13 protein-coding genes are annotated in these 14,419 nt (G+C 40.8%); 3 read left to right on the forward strand and 10 right to left on the reverse strand.

Annotated features, from left to right (window positions below; all coding sequences use genetic code 11):
- Positions 1–46: 46 nt before the first annotated feature.
- Positions 47–616 carry a nucleotide exchange factor GrpE gene (gene grpE / locus CL667_07975; GenBank protein ID MAL17635.1) on the forward strand — a complete coding sequence of 190 codons (570 nt, stop codon included), beginning with the start codon at positions 47–49 and terminating at the stop codon, positions 614–616.
- A 3-nt stretch (positions 617–619) separates the two neighbouring features.
- A complete protein-coding gene (dnaJ, locus tag CL667_07980) occupies positions 620–1,801 on the forward strand; it encodes a molecular chaperone DnaJ (GenBank protein MAL17636.1) in 1,182 nt (393 codons plus the stop codon).
- 49 nt (positions 1,802–1,850) lie between these two features.
- Here dnaJ and CL667_07985 read toward each other — a convergent pair whose 3' ends face one another.
- The 5 genes from CL667_07985 to CL667_08005 all read right to left on the reverse strand — a co-directional run bounded on the left by CL667_07985 (position 1,851) and on the right by CL667_08005 (position 5,895).
- On the reverse strand, positions 1,851–2,171 hold the full coding sequence (locus CL667_07985; protein MAL17637.1) for a hypothetical protein: 321 nt from the start codon (positions 2,169–2,171) through the stop codon (positions 1,851–1,853).
- A 154-nt stretch (positions 2,172–2,325) separates the two neighbouring features.
- Positions 2,326–2,571: an RNA-binding protein gene (locus tag CL667_07990; GenBank protein MAL17638.1), complete on the reverse strand. Its 246-nt coding sequence runs from the start codon at positions 2,569–2,571 to the stop codon at positions 2,326–2,328.
- 156 nt (positions 2,572–2,727) lie between these two features.
- Complete coding sequence (locus CL667_07995) at positions 2,728–3,870, reverse strand: hypothetical protein (GenBank protein MAL17639.1); 1,143 nt, start codon at positions 3,868–3,870, stop codon at positions 2,728–2,730.
- Positions 3,871–4,121: 251 nt separating this feature from the next.
- The gene (gene purE / locus CL667_08000; GenBank protein MAL17640.1) at positions 4,122–4,607 is read right to left on the reverse strand and encodes a 5-(carboxyamino)imidazole ribonucleotide mutase; all 486 of its coding nucleotides are present in this window, start codon (positions 4,605–4,607) and stop codon (positions 4,122–4,124) included.
- Between the two features lie 127 nt (positions 4,608–4,734).
- On the reverse strand, positions 4,735–5,895 hold the full coding sequence (locus tag CL667_08005) for a 5-(carboxyamino)imidazole ribonucleotide synthase (GenBank protein ID MAL17641.1): 1,161 nt from the start codon (positions 5,893–5,895) through the stop codon (positions 4,735–4,737).
- A 139-nt stretch (positions 5,896–6,034) separates the two neighbouring features.
- Between CL667_08005 and CL667_08010 the strand changes: the two genes are divergently transcribed.
- Positions 6,035–7,108, forward strand: a complete 1,074-nt coding sequence (locus CL667_08010; GenBank protein ID MAL17642.1) for a peptide chain release factor 1 — start codon at positions 6,035–6,037, stop codon at positions 7,106–7,108.
- Here the strand turns inward: CL667_08010 and CL667_08015 are convergent.
- From CL667_08015 to CL667_08035, 5 genes are all read right to left on the reverse strand, one after another.
- Entirely contained in the window at positions 7,105–8,172 is a 1,068-nt protein-coding gene (locus CL667_08015) for a hypothetical protein (GenBank protein MAL17643.1), read from the reverse strand. The two genes, CL667_08010 and CL667_08015, sit on opposite strands and share 4 nt — an antisense overlap.
- Positions 8,169–9,272 (reverse strand): carbohydrate-binding family 9-like protein, encoded by a 1,104-nt coding sequence (locus tag CL667_08020; protein MAL17644.1) that lies wholly within the window; start codon positions 9,270–9,272, stop codon positions 8,169–8,171. Before CL667_08020 ends, CL667_08015 begins: the two co-directional genes overlap by 4 nt.
- Before the next feature lie 53 nt (positions 9,273–9,325).
- On the reverse strand, positions 9,326–10,918 hold the full coding sequence (locus CL667_08025; protein MAL17645.1) for a phosphoenolpyruvate carboxykinase (ATP): 1,593 nt from the start codon (positions 10,916–10,918) through the stop codon (positions 9,326–9,328).
- Positions 10,919–11,230: 312 nt separating this feature from the next.
- Positions 11,231–13,738, reverse strand: a complete 2,508-nt coding sequence (locus CL667_08030) for a hypothetical protein (GenBank protein MAL17646.1) — start codon at positions 13,736–13,738, stop codon at positions 11,231–11,233.
- Positions 13,739–13,800: 62 nt separating this feature from the next.
- Positions 13,801–14,379, reverse strand: a complete 579-nt coding sequence (locus tag CL667_08035; GenBank protein ID MAL17647.1) for an RNA polymerase subunit sigma-70 — start codon at positions 14,377–14,379, stop codon at positions 13,801–13,803.
- Positions 14,380–14,419: the final 40 nt, after the last annotated feature.

The following is a 14,419-nucleotide window of genomic DNA, read 5'->3' on the forward strand; positions in this document are numbered from 1 at the left end:
AACAAATCAAAGAAAATTTTTAAGAATTAACGCTGAGAATAGGTAGATGAGCAAAGAAAAGATTTCAGAAGAAGAAATTTCAACCCAAGAAGAGGTTGCTGAAGAAGTTCAGGATACAAATACTGAAGAAGCAGCTTCAGAAGAAGAAAAGGATGAACGGGATAGCAGAATTGAAGAGCTGGAGCAAGAGCTGGCTAATACAAAGGATGGCTTACTCCGGAAAGCAGCTGAGTTAGATAATGTGAGAAAGCGCGTACAGCGAGAACGCGTTCAGCTATTTGAGGAAGCTAAGGCCGGAGCACTAGAAGATTTCATGCCTATTAGTGATGACTTGCTAAGAACTCTGAAAGCTGCAGAAGAATCGGAGATAGAAAATAGCTTTCTGGAAGGGGTTCAGATGGTATCCGACAAATTTCAGAATGTACTTCAGAAACATGGAGTAGAGCGAATTGATGATACTGGCGTTCCCTTTGATGTTAATCTTCATGATGCAATGATGAAACAGCCGGCTCCGGATGAAAAGACAGGAAGTGATGTAGTGCTCCAGGTAATAGAGAATGGCTACAAGATTGGAAATAGAACAGTAAGACACGCTAAAGTAATTGTAAGCGAGTAAAACATGTCCACTAAAAGAGATTATTACGAGATATTAGGTGTAGATAAAGGTGCTTCGGAAGCTGAGATTAAAAAAGCTTACCGCAAAAAGGCCATGAAATTTCACCCCGATAGAAATAAGGGGGATGATGATGCCGAAAAGAAATTTAAAGAAGCATCAGAAGCATATGAAGTGCTGAAAGATCCCGATAAAAAAGCTCGTTATGACCAGTTTGGTCATCAAGGTGTTAATGGTCAGGGAGGTTTCGGTGGCGGAGCCGACTTCGACAATATGGGCTTTGAAGATATCTTCAGTCGATTTGGTGATATTTTCGGAAGTGGATTCTTTGGTGAAGAAGCTTTTGGAGGCGGGGGTGGCCGAGGCCGTTCACGTAGTCGCCGCGAGCCAGGACAGCCTGGTTCAGATATGAAGATCCGAATGCCGTTAACTCTGGAAGAAATTGCATTTGGAGCAGAGAAAAAGCTCAAGATCAAAAAACAGATTAAATGCGACGAATGTAGCGGAACCGGCGCTGAAACCGATTCAGATTTCGAAACTTGTTCTACATGTAACGGAATGGGTGAAGTTCGGCAAGTGACCCGAACCATGCTTGGCCAAATGGTGAATGTACAGGCTTGCCCAACGTGTGCGGGTGAAGGTCGCATCATCAAGAATAAGTGTAAGAAATGTAGTGGCGAAGGACGTGTGAAAGGAGAGGAAACCATTAAGGTGAATATCCCTTCAGGCGTCTCTAACGGGAATTATATAACCCTAAGAGGGCAAGGTAATGCCGGAAGACGTGGTGGCTCTGCAGGATCGCTGATTGTCCTTATTGAAGAGAAAGAGCACGAGCACTTTGACCGTGATGGTAATAATATTTATTACAACCTCACCTTGAGCATCCCAGATGCAGTTCTTGGAACTGAAGTTCAGGTTCCAACTCTGAAAGGAAAAGCCAAACTAAAAATTGATGCAGGTACACAACCTGGTAAAATGTTGCGAATGAGAGGGCGCGGAATCAAAGGACTCAATAATTCCGGAGACGGCGATCAGTATGTACGCCTAAATGTTTATATGCCCGAAAACCTTTCTGACAAGCAGAAGGAAGCGATGAAGTCTTTTAAAGATGAAGATAATTTCGACCCAAAAAACTTGGATGGAAGTGAGAAGAACTTCTTTTCTAAGATGAAAGATATGTTTGGGTAGTTGAATGAAAGGGCATGCTTAATCATGCCCTTTCAATCTTTAAATTTATTTATTCAGCAGAAACGGCTGTGCCGGTCACGGTAACCATAAGCATGCTGCCATTTGCCCCAATCGTTTCGTAATCAATATCAATTCCCAGAATAGCATTAGCGCCAACACTGTTAGCTTTCATTTCCATTTCTTCGAATGCAATTCTGCGAGCTTCTTTAAGCTCTTTCTCGTACGCACCTGATCTCCCACCTACTATATCTCTGATACCAGCAAAGAAATCTTTAAATATGTTCGCCCCTAAAATGGCTTCCCCGGTTACGATACCGAGATAGCGCTTTACTTCTTTACCTTCCAGGTTATTTGTGGTTGTCATAATCATAATGAAAGCTCCTATAGTTTTTAAATTTAATAATACTCTTCTATGTACTAACAGGGAGTGTAAAAGTTACCCTCTTTTTTGGTCAAATTAATAAAACAGAAAAGCCCTGCACACGGTTGTTATGCAGGGCTTGAAAATCAAAAAAACGGAAAACTTAGTTTCGAGGTTTAGCCTCGTTAACTTTTACAGAACGGCCGTCAATTTCGGCGCCATCAAGTTGTTCAATAGCAGCTTCTGCTGCAGCTTTATTGTCCATTTCAACAAAACCAAAGCCTTTAGAACGACCTGAGTTTCTGTCAGTAATAACTTTGGCTGAACTAACTTCACCATAAGCTTCAAAAACTTCTCTAAGTTGGTCACTTGTTACGTCGTAGCTCAAGTTTCCTATATAAATATTCATAGTATCAAATTGTGGTTATAAATTATCGGATTGTAAGAGAAATAAGAGCTATATCAGAAAAATTTGTAGTCTAACTGTCGTCAAAAATCCATCCTAAAAGTACGTTATTTTAGGCCTTTCACAAAGGATAGCGTGTAATTAATTTTAAAGGGCAAGTTATTCGCACCGGCGTTCATAATCTTCGTCTGTTAAGTAAGTTTCGCGGAAATACATAAGAACTAATTCCCCCTGTGCAGTGAAAATAGGATTCTCTAAACGATACCTGGAATCACCATTAACAGGATTAAATTCAGGTAAATCATCTATAGTAATGGTATGTACTATAGCTTCGGTATCTACGTCAAAAATGAAAATCTTATCTTTATCAGCGAAAGTTTGAACAGCAACCAGATTTTGGTAAGGAATGGAGTAAGCAATACTGCTAAAGTATGCAGAGAGATCAAACACATGATCATCTTCAAGCCGGTAGTATTTATTCCCATCGTCAAAAGTCAGTGATTGCTCATCCACGGCCACGTTACGAGGAATGGTACCTTCATATAATAATCCCATTTCTCCTGATGTCATGTTATACTCATAGGTGTATTGATTTGCACTCATCAATATCATGTTTTGAGTAACGTAAAGGTTAGTAAGGGGGAATTTAGCATCGGACTCTGGAACAGATAAAAGAGTATCTACCGAATTATCGCTATTGATTTCAATTAAGAACATATTATGGTTGCTTTCAACACCATGGTAGTAATTGTAGTCTTCTATGTATTCTATTTGATACTCTATTTCATTAAGGATAACCAGAAGGGTTCCACCTAGGGTATATCGCAGATCAACTATTCTGATATTGGAAAAGGTAGACGAATCGATAAAAACCGGTTCATGTGTAAATATGACGGATGTGTCTGAATTCGTGTGATTATACCTGATCAAAGATGATGAAAAAGTACTTACACTATCTCCTGAAAAAGGATTCTCAGGCTTTATGCTGGACCACAGGTCAAATACCGTCTCATTATTTTCGAGGAGGTAGTCATAATCACTTCGGTTTGGGCTTGAGTTATCTGGCAGGTAAGGAATGATTGTTACCGAGAACCCTTGATCAAATACTTGCTTATCAAACCCATAGTTAACAAATCCATGGTCAGCATTATCAAAAAGTGCAATTCTCCTATGGAATGAATAATGAAATCGAGAGAGCTCATGCTCGTACGAAAAGTGTGTTCCTTCACCAGGGAAAATAGATTCTCTAAGAATTTCTGATTGGGAGAAATCAGGACTAAAGATTATCTCCATCAGTGCCATTTGGTTATTGTTCTCCGGTAATTCAAATAAGCAGTCCATATTTCGAAAACAACCGCCTATCATTAGCGAAAAGCAGAAAAGTAGAACGTAAAACCCCTTTATATCTCTCATAACTCAATATTTGACCCTTTTTACCAGAGTAAATAAATCAAATATTTAAATCAATCAGAAATTAAGGAGTTTTTCCTTCCCGGTTTATTTAAGCAGGAACCCTTAGCCGCTGTGACAGATTTCCAGGCTAGATTAGAATCCTATTTCAGGTTTTCTGTCTTTTTCATCGACTCTTCAGCCATTTCTTTGTGATAAGTTTCCAGCTTCTGGGTGAGACTATCATCATTCATACCTAACATTCGAAGAGCAAGTAAACCGGCATTCTTAGCCTTACCAATAGCAACTGTAGCTACAGGAATACCATTGGGCATTTGGACGATAGAGTAAAGACTGTCAACGCCGCCAAGAGCCGTTGTTTTAACCGGTACGCCGATAACAGGCAGGGTTGTATGGCTAGCTAGCATCCCCGGAAGGTGGGCAGCTCCTCCGGCTCCGGCAATAATAATCCTGATTCCCCGATTTCGGGCTTCTTTTCCATAATCCGCCATAACATCGGGGGTGCGGTGAGCTGAAACCACTCGTTTCTCGTAAGGCACGCCAAAATGATCCAGAATTTCAGTGGCTTCTTTCATGGTGGGCCAGTCACTGTCGCTGCCCATTACTACTCCGACGATTGGATTACTCATTGTTGAATCATTATTTGAGTTTAATCTTTGAAAAGGAATATAGAATTCAGAATTTAGAAATCAGAATCCCAATTTTGTGGGATATAGATACCTCGCTCCGCACGCTCTGCGTCGGTGCGAACCAATGTTAAATCTCGATCTTTCGAGTCACATGCAGAGCACTCTTATAAGTCTCTTCCAGATTTTCACCCAACAAAGTATAATGAGCCATTTTACGACCTACCTTGCTGTCTACTTTTCCATATACATGAAGGTGTCCGTTTTCTTCATTCAGTGCTTCCGAAATATGGTCAGTCTCAGCAGCACGTTTATGAGTGCCCAACAGGTTTATCATGGCAACAGCAGGTTTGTTTAGTCGGGTTGATCCAAGTGGAAGTCCCAATACGGCTCTCACATGATTTTCGAACTGGGATGCTACGGTTCCCTCAATGGTGTAGTGACCGGAGTTGTGAGGGCGGGGCGCAGATTCATTTAGAATAAGGTGACCATCTTTTGTTAAGAAAAACTCAAAGGCGAAAATACCTTTTCCATCAATAGCCTCAGTTGCTTTTACAGCAAGTTCCTGAGCCATTTCCTGCACGATTTTTTCTACAGGAGCGGGGGATAAAACCGCCACACAAATATGGTTTTTCTGTACGGTTTCACAACAAGGGTAAACTACGGTGCCCGTTTCATTACGTGCTACTTGTACTGCGAGTTCTTTGGTGAAATCAACGAAGGCCTCAGCTAATATATCCTGCCCTTTATCTCCGCCAAGGTTCGAGAATGCCTGTTTTGCGGATTCTAAATCCCTGACCGTCTCGTTTCCATACCCATCATAACCGCCTTTGGAAGATTTAAGCATGAACGGCCAGCCATGTTGATCTCCAAATTCTGACAAATCAGATTCACTTTTAACCAGTTTATAGGGTGTGACAGGAATACCTGCTGCTTCAAATGTTTGCTTCTCAATTAGTTTGTTCTCGATGAGTGCAAAGCTATCAGGAGATGGAAAGATCGGAGTCCCGCTTTTTTCCTGAACTTCCTTTAGTATGTCAGAACTTATAAATTCATTTTCCAGAGTGATTACATCACAGCCTTTCGCAAATTCCACCATATCATCTACTGAATCAAAAGATCCTGAAGTAGAATAAGGCGTCATAAACTGAACGGGTTCATTCTCAGTTCGATCGGAAAAAACGGAAACTTGAATACCAAATCGAAAGGCTTCAAGTGCACTCATTCGGGCAAGCTGACCGGCACCAAGAAATCCAAGTTTGAGGTTCGCAGGAATAGAAGTACGAGACATAAAGAGTTTTTCTTTTAAGGTAAGGATGATTAGGGAGTGAATCTATCTTCCGGTTTAAAAGCTTTTTGTGAAATAGGTATTAATACTGATTCTTAATCCTTAATTTTGAGGCTCAAACAATATCAGCTCTACAATGGATATAGAAGAAAAGCTAAAGCAAATTAAATCAAGGTTTCAAGAAGTGAACGCGGCTATGAGTGACCCTGCCGTATTTGATGACCCTGATAAGTATACTGAACTTACTAAAGAACGCAGTGATCTCGAAGAACTGGTTCAGGATTATGATACATGGAAAGATCTCACTGATCGTCAGAAAGGCAACAATGAACTCATTGAAATGAATGAGGATGCTGAAATTACTGAGATGGCCCGAGATGAAAATACCGAGATAAAAAAGCAGCTGGCTGAGCTTGAGGAAGAGATTAAGATGAAGCTGATTCCTAAAGATCCGGAAGACTCTAATAACGCGATTGTGGAAGTCAGGGCTGGAACTGGTGGAGATGAAGCGGCTATTTTTGCAGGCGATTTGTTTGAGATGTACCGTCGCTATGCGGATAAGCAGGGCTGGAAGATGAGTATCATGAGCATCAATCATTCCGAAAAAGGCGGTTATAAGGAAATTGTATTTCAGCTGGAAGGAAATGAAGTATTTGGGAAGATGAAGTACGAGAGTGGCGTTCATCGTGTACAACGAGTTCCTGAGACCGAAAGTCAGGGACGCGTTCATACTTCAGCTGCAACAGTGGCAGTTTTACCGGAAGTTGAGGAAGTCGATATAGATATAAATATGGGAGACGTTCGGGTGGATACTTTCCGTGCCAGTGGAGCAGGAGGGCAGCACGTTAACAAAACGGACTCAGCCATTCGCCTGACCCATGAACCGACAGGAATTGTGGTTGAATGTCAGGAAGAGCGTTCTCAGCATCAAAACAAGGAAAAAGCACTCACCATGCTTCGCGCCAAGATGTACGACATTGAGTTGGAGCAGAAACAGAAGGAAAGAGCTGCGGAGCGTAAAAGTCAGATTTCCACGGGTGACCGATCAGCAAAAATCCGCACCTATAATTTCCCGCAGGGCCGATTTACAGATCACCGTATTAACCTTACGCTATATGATCTGGATAACATCATGAAAGGTGGAATAGACGAGGCTATTGAAGCACTCAGAGTTCAGGATAACCTTGAAAAACTGAATGCTCTCGCTGAAGACTAATTATTAGTCTCTTTCAGTACTTCCCAATGTTCATCGCTAAGGGCATTCACATCGAAAACTGAAATCCCCTTAGAACCACCTTCTTTTGCTTTTTGAATAGCTGTTCTCAGTTCATCAGGGGTTAAGCTTGGGATATAGAGTCCGGCAACGATATTGAATCTCCCATGGGCTTCACGGACTCCTTGTTCTGCAGAAAACTTAATCCACTCCAGGTTCTGTCGATAGAAATTTTGATAGAGCATAGGTAGTGCGATATCCAAGTTCCAGCTAGCCCAATCCTGGCGGACCATTTGACGGCTCATTTCAGGAAAAGGAAAGACAGCAGCAGTCAGTAATTTATCTTGATCGTGTACAATTTCTGAAATCTCATTCACCAAGCTGGTGACCGCATTAAGCCGGTATTGTAACCATTCCATACTCAATTCCGGATGCTCCATTTCAATGGGATCAACCCCAAAAAGTTCTTCAAAACCTTCTCTGGCGATAGGGTGATAACCGTAGTCATATTCTGGAAACTGGCGGTCTTGAACCAAATCGTATTTAGGCTGAAGATCGGCTCCAAGTATCACATCAACATAACGAACATAGTCTAAGTGGACAGAAGTTAAACCGGGTATCTCGGCATATTCTTGCATCGTGGACTTAATGTATTCCCGAGCTCCGGGTGAGAAAGGAGATAGCCACTGATAGTAGTCAACATAAGCCCGGTAGTCATAAGAGTTATCTCCATTACGGTTCACAGCATACCAATCCGGATTCTGTGCCGCGGTAGAATCGCCAGGTCTGTTTAAAGTCCAAACCCATGCATGGATGTTGATCTTGTATTCTGAAGCGTACTCCACAACTCTTTCCGTTTCTTCAGGGCTTGCAGACAGAAATAAGTCAGACAGACCATTTGCAGAAAAATCTTCAAGCTTGTCACGCCATTCATCTTCAGTTTCGGCAATATCTGCACCGGTCCAAGCTGCGACCATAAAAGTATTTACTTGTTCAGTTTTTTGAGTACAGCTTTGTGAAATAAGAGCAAAAGTGAGTACGAATAAGAGGGTGAATCTATGGTTCATGGTGTTTTTATGATATAGCCGTCTTGATTTATGGTAAGAGAAGTCTGTTCAGAATTTGTAACGGTAAGTTCAAAACCCAGCTTTGTTAAGGTGGTGCTAGCGGTAAGTTTAGTTTCGTTAATATTGAAATTACTCCCCCCGAGATTTTTAATATCTGCAGAAAAGGTACCGTTATCTCTCTGCCAATTAAGCTGATTTCTATACAGGTGAAATAGAAGCTGATATTCGTTTTCTAAGCCATCCTTATCTATTTCTGAGTCCTGATTTTCAGCGAAATATAAGTATCCCCAATGCTCCGGCCGGTGCATGTCAATGGCGGATTGTTGAGTCCAAACCCAGTTGTTCTCAGGTAATCTGTTACCCTGATCATCGGTTTTCTTCTCATACACACCATCGGTTATTTGATGCTGCCACTGAACTCTGGAGAAATTTATTCTCCACATGCTTCCAACCCCGAAGTCATTGCCACGGTCTATATTAGCTAATGGTTTGATGGGAATGGCTAGTTCAACGCTCCAGCTTTCATCTATGTCTGAAGGGTCATTTAAAGTTCCTTGAACATCTACTCCGACTTTGGTGCCATTTAAGTCCCAATGGTCTAATACCGGACCATTTCTGCGATATGGCCGGGCTAAAAATAATTCCCAGAGAGTGCCGAGAGCATTTACTTCAAATTCACCATAATAAGGTTGATACTGATTGGGCTTAATAAAAATCTCAAAGTCATTGTTATAAAAAATAACGGCATCTCTTTGTGTGATATCTCCCCAAACATGTTCCTCTTCCATCTCCGCGTAAAAGTAGATGTACTCTTCATCCCAGAGCATTTTTACACGAGTGTCATAGTAGGGTTTTGGCATTATTTCTCCCAGAATATCTATGAAAGGATCGGTCCATTCAGCTTTATCCCAAACACTTTCTTCATTTTTCCCATCTATGGTGAGTGGGGAAGAGGTTTTATAAATGGTATAAGAGTTGGGGATTATAAGGTCTAAATCAGGACTTTCAGGATTACTGAAATCACATCCGGTTAGCAGTAAGGTGAGGCAAATTAGGGCTTTCGAAAATTTCATGGTAAATGATACAAAATAAAAACCCACTCTGAAATTCAGAGTGGGTTTGGAAAGTAAATTATAATTGTATGTGCTAAAGCTTACTTAGCTTTTGGAGCTGCGTTCATTAACTCATCACTGGCTTCATCCTGAAACTGCTCAAAATTAGTGATAAACATTTGAGCTAATGTCCTGGCTTTAGCATCATAAGAGTCTTTGTCACTCCAGGTATTTCTTGGGAAAAGAACGTCAGATGGAACGCCATCAACGGAAGTCGGAATTTCGAATCCAAATACCGGGTCTGTTTCATAGCTGACGTTGTCGAGGTTTCCAGCAAGGGCTTCACTCAACATTTTACGGGTGTGAGGAAGTTTCATGCGGTGTCCATCACCATATTCTCCTCCGGTCCAGCCTGTATTAACCAACCATACATTGGCATCGTGTTCGCGGATCTTTTCTGCCAACAATTCTGCATACACAGTAGGATGTAAAGGCATAAATGGTGCGCCAAAACAAGCAGAAAAAGTTGCTTCCGGTTCCGTTACTCCACGTTCTGTACCAGCTACTTTTGCAGTATATCCACTTATGAAGTGGTACATCGCTTGGTCAGGGGTCAGCTTAGAAATGGGAGGGAGGACACCAAAAGCATCACAGGTTAGAAAGATAATATTTTCCGGATGCCCGCCTTTTCCAGTTTCACTGGCATTTGGAATAAAATGAAGTGGGTATGAGCAGCGTGTGTTTTGCGTAAGACTTACATCATCAAAGTCCGGCTCTCTGTTCTCGTCAAGCACTACATTCTCCAGAATTGTTCCGGGCATTTTAGTAGTAGCGTGAATCAGAGGCTCATTTTCTTGAGAAAGATTGATAGTCTTAGCATAGCAACCACCTTCAAAATTGAAAGTGCCTTCATTGCTCCAGCCGTGCTCATCATCACCAATCAAAGTTTTATCCGGATCAGCGGAAAGAGTAGTTTTTCCAGTTCCAGATAATCCAAAGAACACTGCTGTTTTTCCATTCTCATCATGGTTGGCAGAGCAGTGCATAGCCATGACTCCTTTTTTTGGAAGGAGGTAATTCATAACAGAGAAGATACCTTTCTTAACTTCACCTGAATAGAGAGTGCCACCGATAAGAATGATTTTCTTATCAAAATTACAAAGGATAAAAGTACTGGTTCGAGTACCGTCTTTTTCAGGGTCTGCTTTCAAGTGAGGAGCCGCAAGAACCGTAAATTCCGGCTCATGGTTTTCGAGCTCTTCGGCTGTTGGACGAATAAACATATTATGAGCAAACAAACCATGATACGCGGCTTCACTAACCACACGAACATTAAGGCGATTGTTCTCATCAGCTCCGCAAAAGAGGTCTTTCACGAAGAGATCTTTAGTATTCAGATAATTGACAACTTTCTCGTAGAGGTTATCAAATACTTCTTCAGAAATAGGTTGATTTACATCTCCCCAGTCAATGTCGTCGTGTATAGAAGGTTGATCTACAATGAACTTATCCTGAGGAGAACGGCCAGTGAATTTTCCGGTCAATACACGCAGGGCATAATCCTTGGTGAGAACAGCCTCATTTCTTAAAATAGCTTGTTCATACAGTTCAGCAGGTGAGAGATTCCAAAAGACATTTTCGTTTTCGCCCAGTCCGATATAGTCGAGGCTGTGGGTGCTTTTTGGAGGAGTCATAGTATCTTCACTCATATATAATTTTTTGATTTTTTGAGAGTCTCAAAGGTAAGGATATAAGTACTGAATATTAACCCTGAAGCGTATATTTAGGGACTTTTAAGAGGATTTTAGGATATTCATGGAAGCGCTTTTCTTAAATTATGTCCTCGTGTTAATTTTACTTAAATAACAATGATTAGGTACTTTGTTGCTTGAATTAATAAAGTAAAAAGAGAAGTGTGTTCAGAAGTTTTTTTAATTTTTCTTATTTGCCTGCGAATATTAAATCAAATTTGCCTGTGAAGTTTAGCAACAAGGAGTTTTATTAGGTCATGGTGCTGTGACATATTGCCCGAGTGAATCGGCTTTTCCCATTTCATCTAAATCATGATAAACGCTTTGTAACAGCTTTGTCCCTTTCTGAACTTCAGGGTGTGTATTCTCGTAATTCGAATTTAACATCGAGAGAGATTCTTCCAGTAAAAGTCGAGCTTTTGGTAAATTTTCTTCTTTCATGGCTATATCAGCTCGATTTCGAATGGTTAGTGCAATGGTAGGGTGATTGGGTTTTAAATTATTTTTGAAGACTTTTAAAGCTTCCAAATGCATGGAATCAGCTTTTGAGAATTTATTCTGTTCAAAATAGAATTCCCCATAAGCGTTGATAAAATGCCCATAAAGCGGATTATCTGTGCCTGAAGTCTTCCGGGTTATATCCAGTGAACGCTCTATATAAATTTTAGCTGAATCGAATTTTCCTTCCCGAACGTAAATACTTGATATACTAGAAGAAAGATTGGCAACTTCCCGATGTTCATAACCAAAAAGCGTTTCGGCCATCTCCATTGCCTGCAGGAAATTTGTTTTTGAAGCCAAAGTATCACCCAAAATTTGATGAAGGACAGCAATGTTTGAAAGATTGGCTACAATACCCGGATGTGGGCCTTCTGTGATTGCCTTAATCATTTGCAGTGATTCTTGCTGGTATTCCAGGGCAACTTCGTATTTGCCCAGATATCTGTTTATGGATGCAAGAATATAAATGCTTTCTGCAACGTTGACATCCGGAGCTTCATAAATTTGATATTCAATCTCTAATGCCTCCTCAATCAGTTTGGAGGCTTCCTCATACGCTGATTGTACCCTTAAGACATAAGCTAAATTCTTTAGTGCTTTTGGGTATTCAGGTAATCTTCTTTTATCAAGTTCCTGAAACATCTTTACTGCATTTCGCAGCTGAATTTCTGCCGAATCGAGTTTACCCAAATCACGATATATGATACCGGCAACGTTATAAGTATGAGCTAACTCAGTATTTGAGACGTTTAGAGAATCTAAAATAAAAATCGATCGGGCTAATAAAGGGCGTGCTTTTTTAGGCTCCCCAACAGAATTATAAGCATGCCCAATAACCTGCAGAAGCTTAGCTTGAATTTCAGAAGATTTATCAAGCATAGGAATCTCTGTGGTACTTTTGTCAAGTATCTGCCGAACGGTGACGGTATCTCCCTGAGAATTCTGAGGATAATTTTCTTCCAGAAGGTTAATCACAAATGAGGTAATCTCTTCTGATTTCTGAGCTTCCAGCTGAGCCAGGTTTTTTTCTTGTGTTATTCGCCAGGTATAAAATCCCACTAAGACGGCTATTAAAAAAACAATGCCGGCAGCGATGCCAATACCCTGTCGATGTCGTCGAATAAACTTTTTTGATCGATACTGAAATGAGCCATCACGAGCCGAGACAGGGAGTCCGTTAAAATAGTGGTCCAAGTCGCTTAAGAATTCACTGGCCGCTCTGTAACGTGACTCGGGCTCTTTACGGATAGACTTCATCACTATGGCATCGAGATCACCTTTGAGTTTTTTCCTCAAGCCGGTGTCTGCAACAGAACTTGGTAGTTCAGGATCATTTTCGACGATTACTTTTTCAACCTGATAGCGGGTCAGGTCATCTAGATCAAACGGTTCCTTATCCGTAAGTAATTTGTATAGTATGATACCAAGCGAATAGAAATCTGAAGCGGTAGTGATATTTCCGCCCTTAATCTGCTCAGGAGAAGCATAACGAAGTGTTAAAACCTGAGCATCTGTACGGGTAAGCCCAAAGTCTTCTTCATCCAACAGTTTTGATATTCCAAAATCCAGGATCTTAACATTTCCGTTTTGGTCAACAAGAATGTTTTCTGGTTTAAGATCTCTATGGATAGTCAGGTTCTCATGGGCATACTGCACAGCTTCCAATACTTTCGAGAAAAGCTCAATTTTTTGAGTGGTTGAGCAGTTCATTTTCTTGCAATACTCAGTGATAGGCATTCCATGTACATACTCCATGATGATAAATGGAAATCCTCCATCTGTAACCCCACCATCATAGAATTGTGCTATTCCCGGGTGATTAAGACTTGCCAGGATTTGCTGTTCTTTTCTGAAACGCTGAATATTTTCTTCGGTAGCTCGGTGCTTTTGGATGATCTTAAGAGCAACGACATGGGTAAAGTCTTCATCGGCTCTTTCTGCCCGAAACACAGAGCCCATTCCACCTTCACCAATTTTCTCTTTAATGATATAGGAACCAATTTTGTTGCCAATCAGATTGTGGCTCTTTGGTAGTGAAGATAAATCATCAGAAACCCCCTCAAATAACCCTTCTTTATAATCTTGAGGGTTTTCGAGCCAGCCTTCTGAATCAGTAATTGAGTTTAATAATTGCCGTACTTCTTTGGCCAGTTTTTTATTACCCGCACATTTATTTTCGATGAATTCTTCGCGTTCATCTTCCGGTAATTCTAAAACTTCGTCAATTATTTTTTCAACTTCGGTCCAGCTGTAGTCGGCCATTTCGAATCAGTTATTTAGTAAGGATTAAAACCAGTTTTTATTTAGCTAATATTGCAGAAGGATTAGTCTGGAGAGCCAAATTTCCCCTTTAGTTCTTTGTGTAGCCATCCTCGAGCTTTTGCCCAATCTCTTTTAACTGTGCTTTTTGAAATATCCAGTGCTTCGGCAGTGTTTTCGATTGTCATCTCACCGAAGAACCTCATTTCTACTATTTTAACCAGTCGCTCATTCAACTTTTCTAGTTCATTAAGTGCACGGTCAATAACGATCAGTTCCTCTGCTTTTTTGTTTTGGCGACTGAAAATTTCGTCTATGTAAGTAAGGTCTTTCTTTTTCCCACCCCGTTTGTCAGCACTTTTTTTGCGTGCATAATCAATAAGAATTTGGCGCATGCACCTGGAAGAAATGGCGAGGAAATGATTTTTATCAGAGACATTCATTTCAGATTGATCTGTCATCTTAAGATATGCTTCATGAACCAACTCTGTTTTGGAGAGAGTATGATCATGCCTTTGCTTATTCATATGTTGATGAGCCAACTGGCGAAGCTCTTCATAAATGAGGGGATAAAGCTCATCATAAACTTCATTATCACCGGATTTTAACCGCGCAAGCAGCTGCGTTACTTCAGTTTTTTTCATCGATAAGACAGAGCACTATTACTTATTGTTCTCTAATAAT

This window comes from Balneola sp., assembly GCA_002694685.1.
GTDB lineage: Bacteria > Bacteroidota > Rhodothermia > Balneolales > Balneolaceae > Gracilimonas.

What these genes read in the sequence shown, in the direction of transcription:
- grpE (MAL17635.1), top strand. Translation starts at nt 47, where the DNA reads ATGAGCAAAGAAAAGATTTCAGAAGAAGAAATTTCAACCCAAGAAGAG.
- dnaJ (MAL17636.1), top strand. Translation starts at nt 620, where the DNA reads ATGTCCACTAAAAGAGATTATTACGAGATATTAGGTGTAGATAAAGGT.
- CL667_07985 (MAL17637.1), bottom strand. Translation starts at nt 2,171, where the DNA reads ATGATTATGACAACCACAAATAACCTGGAAGGTAAAGAAGTAAAGCGC.
- CL667_07990 (MAL17638.1), bottom strand. Translation starts at nt 2,571, where the DNA reads ATGAATATTTATATAGGAAACTTGAGCTACGACGTAACAAGTGACCAA.
- CL667_07995 (MAL17639.1), bottom strand. Translation starts at nt 3,870, where the DNA reads ATGGCACTGATGGAGATAATCTTTAGTCCTGATTTCTCCCAATCAGAA.
- purE (MAL17640.1), bottom strand. Translation starts at nt 4,607, where the DNA reads ATGAGTAATCCAATCGTCGGAGTAGTAATGGGCAGCGACAGTGACTGG.
- CL667_08005 (MAL17641.1), bottom strand. Translation starts at nt 5,895, where the DNA reads ATGTCTCGTACTTCTATTCCTGCGAACCTCAAACTTGGATTTCTTGGT.
- CL667_08015 (MAL17643.1), bottom strand. Translation starts at nt 8,172, where the DNA reads ATGAACCATAGATTCACCCTCTTATTCGTACTCACTTTTGCTCTTATT.
- CL667_08025 (MAL17645.1), bottom strand. Translation starts at nt 10,918, where the DNA reads ATGACTCCTCCAAAAAGCACCCACAGCCTCGACTATATCGGACTGGGC.
- CL667_08030 (MAL17646.1), bottom strand. Translation starts at nt 13,738, where the DNA reads ATGGCCGACTACAGCTGGACCGAAGTTGAAAAAATAATTGACGAAGTT.
- CL667_08035 (MAL17647.1), bottom strand. Translation starts at nt 14,379, where the DNA reads ATGAAAAAAACTGAAGTAACGCAGCTGCTTGCGCGGTTAAAATCCGGT.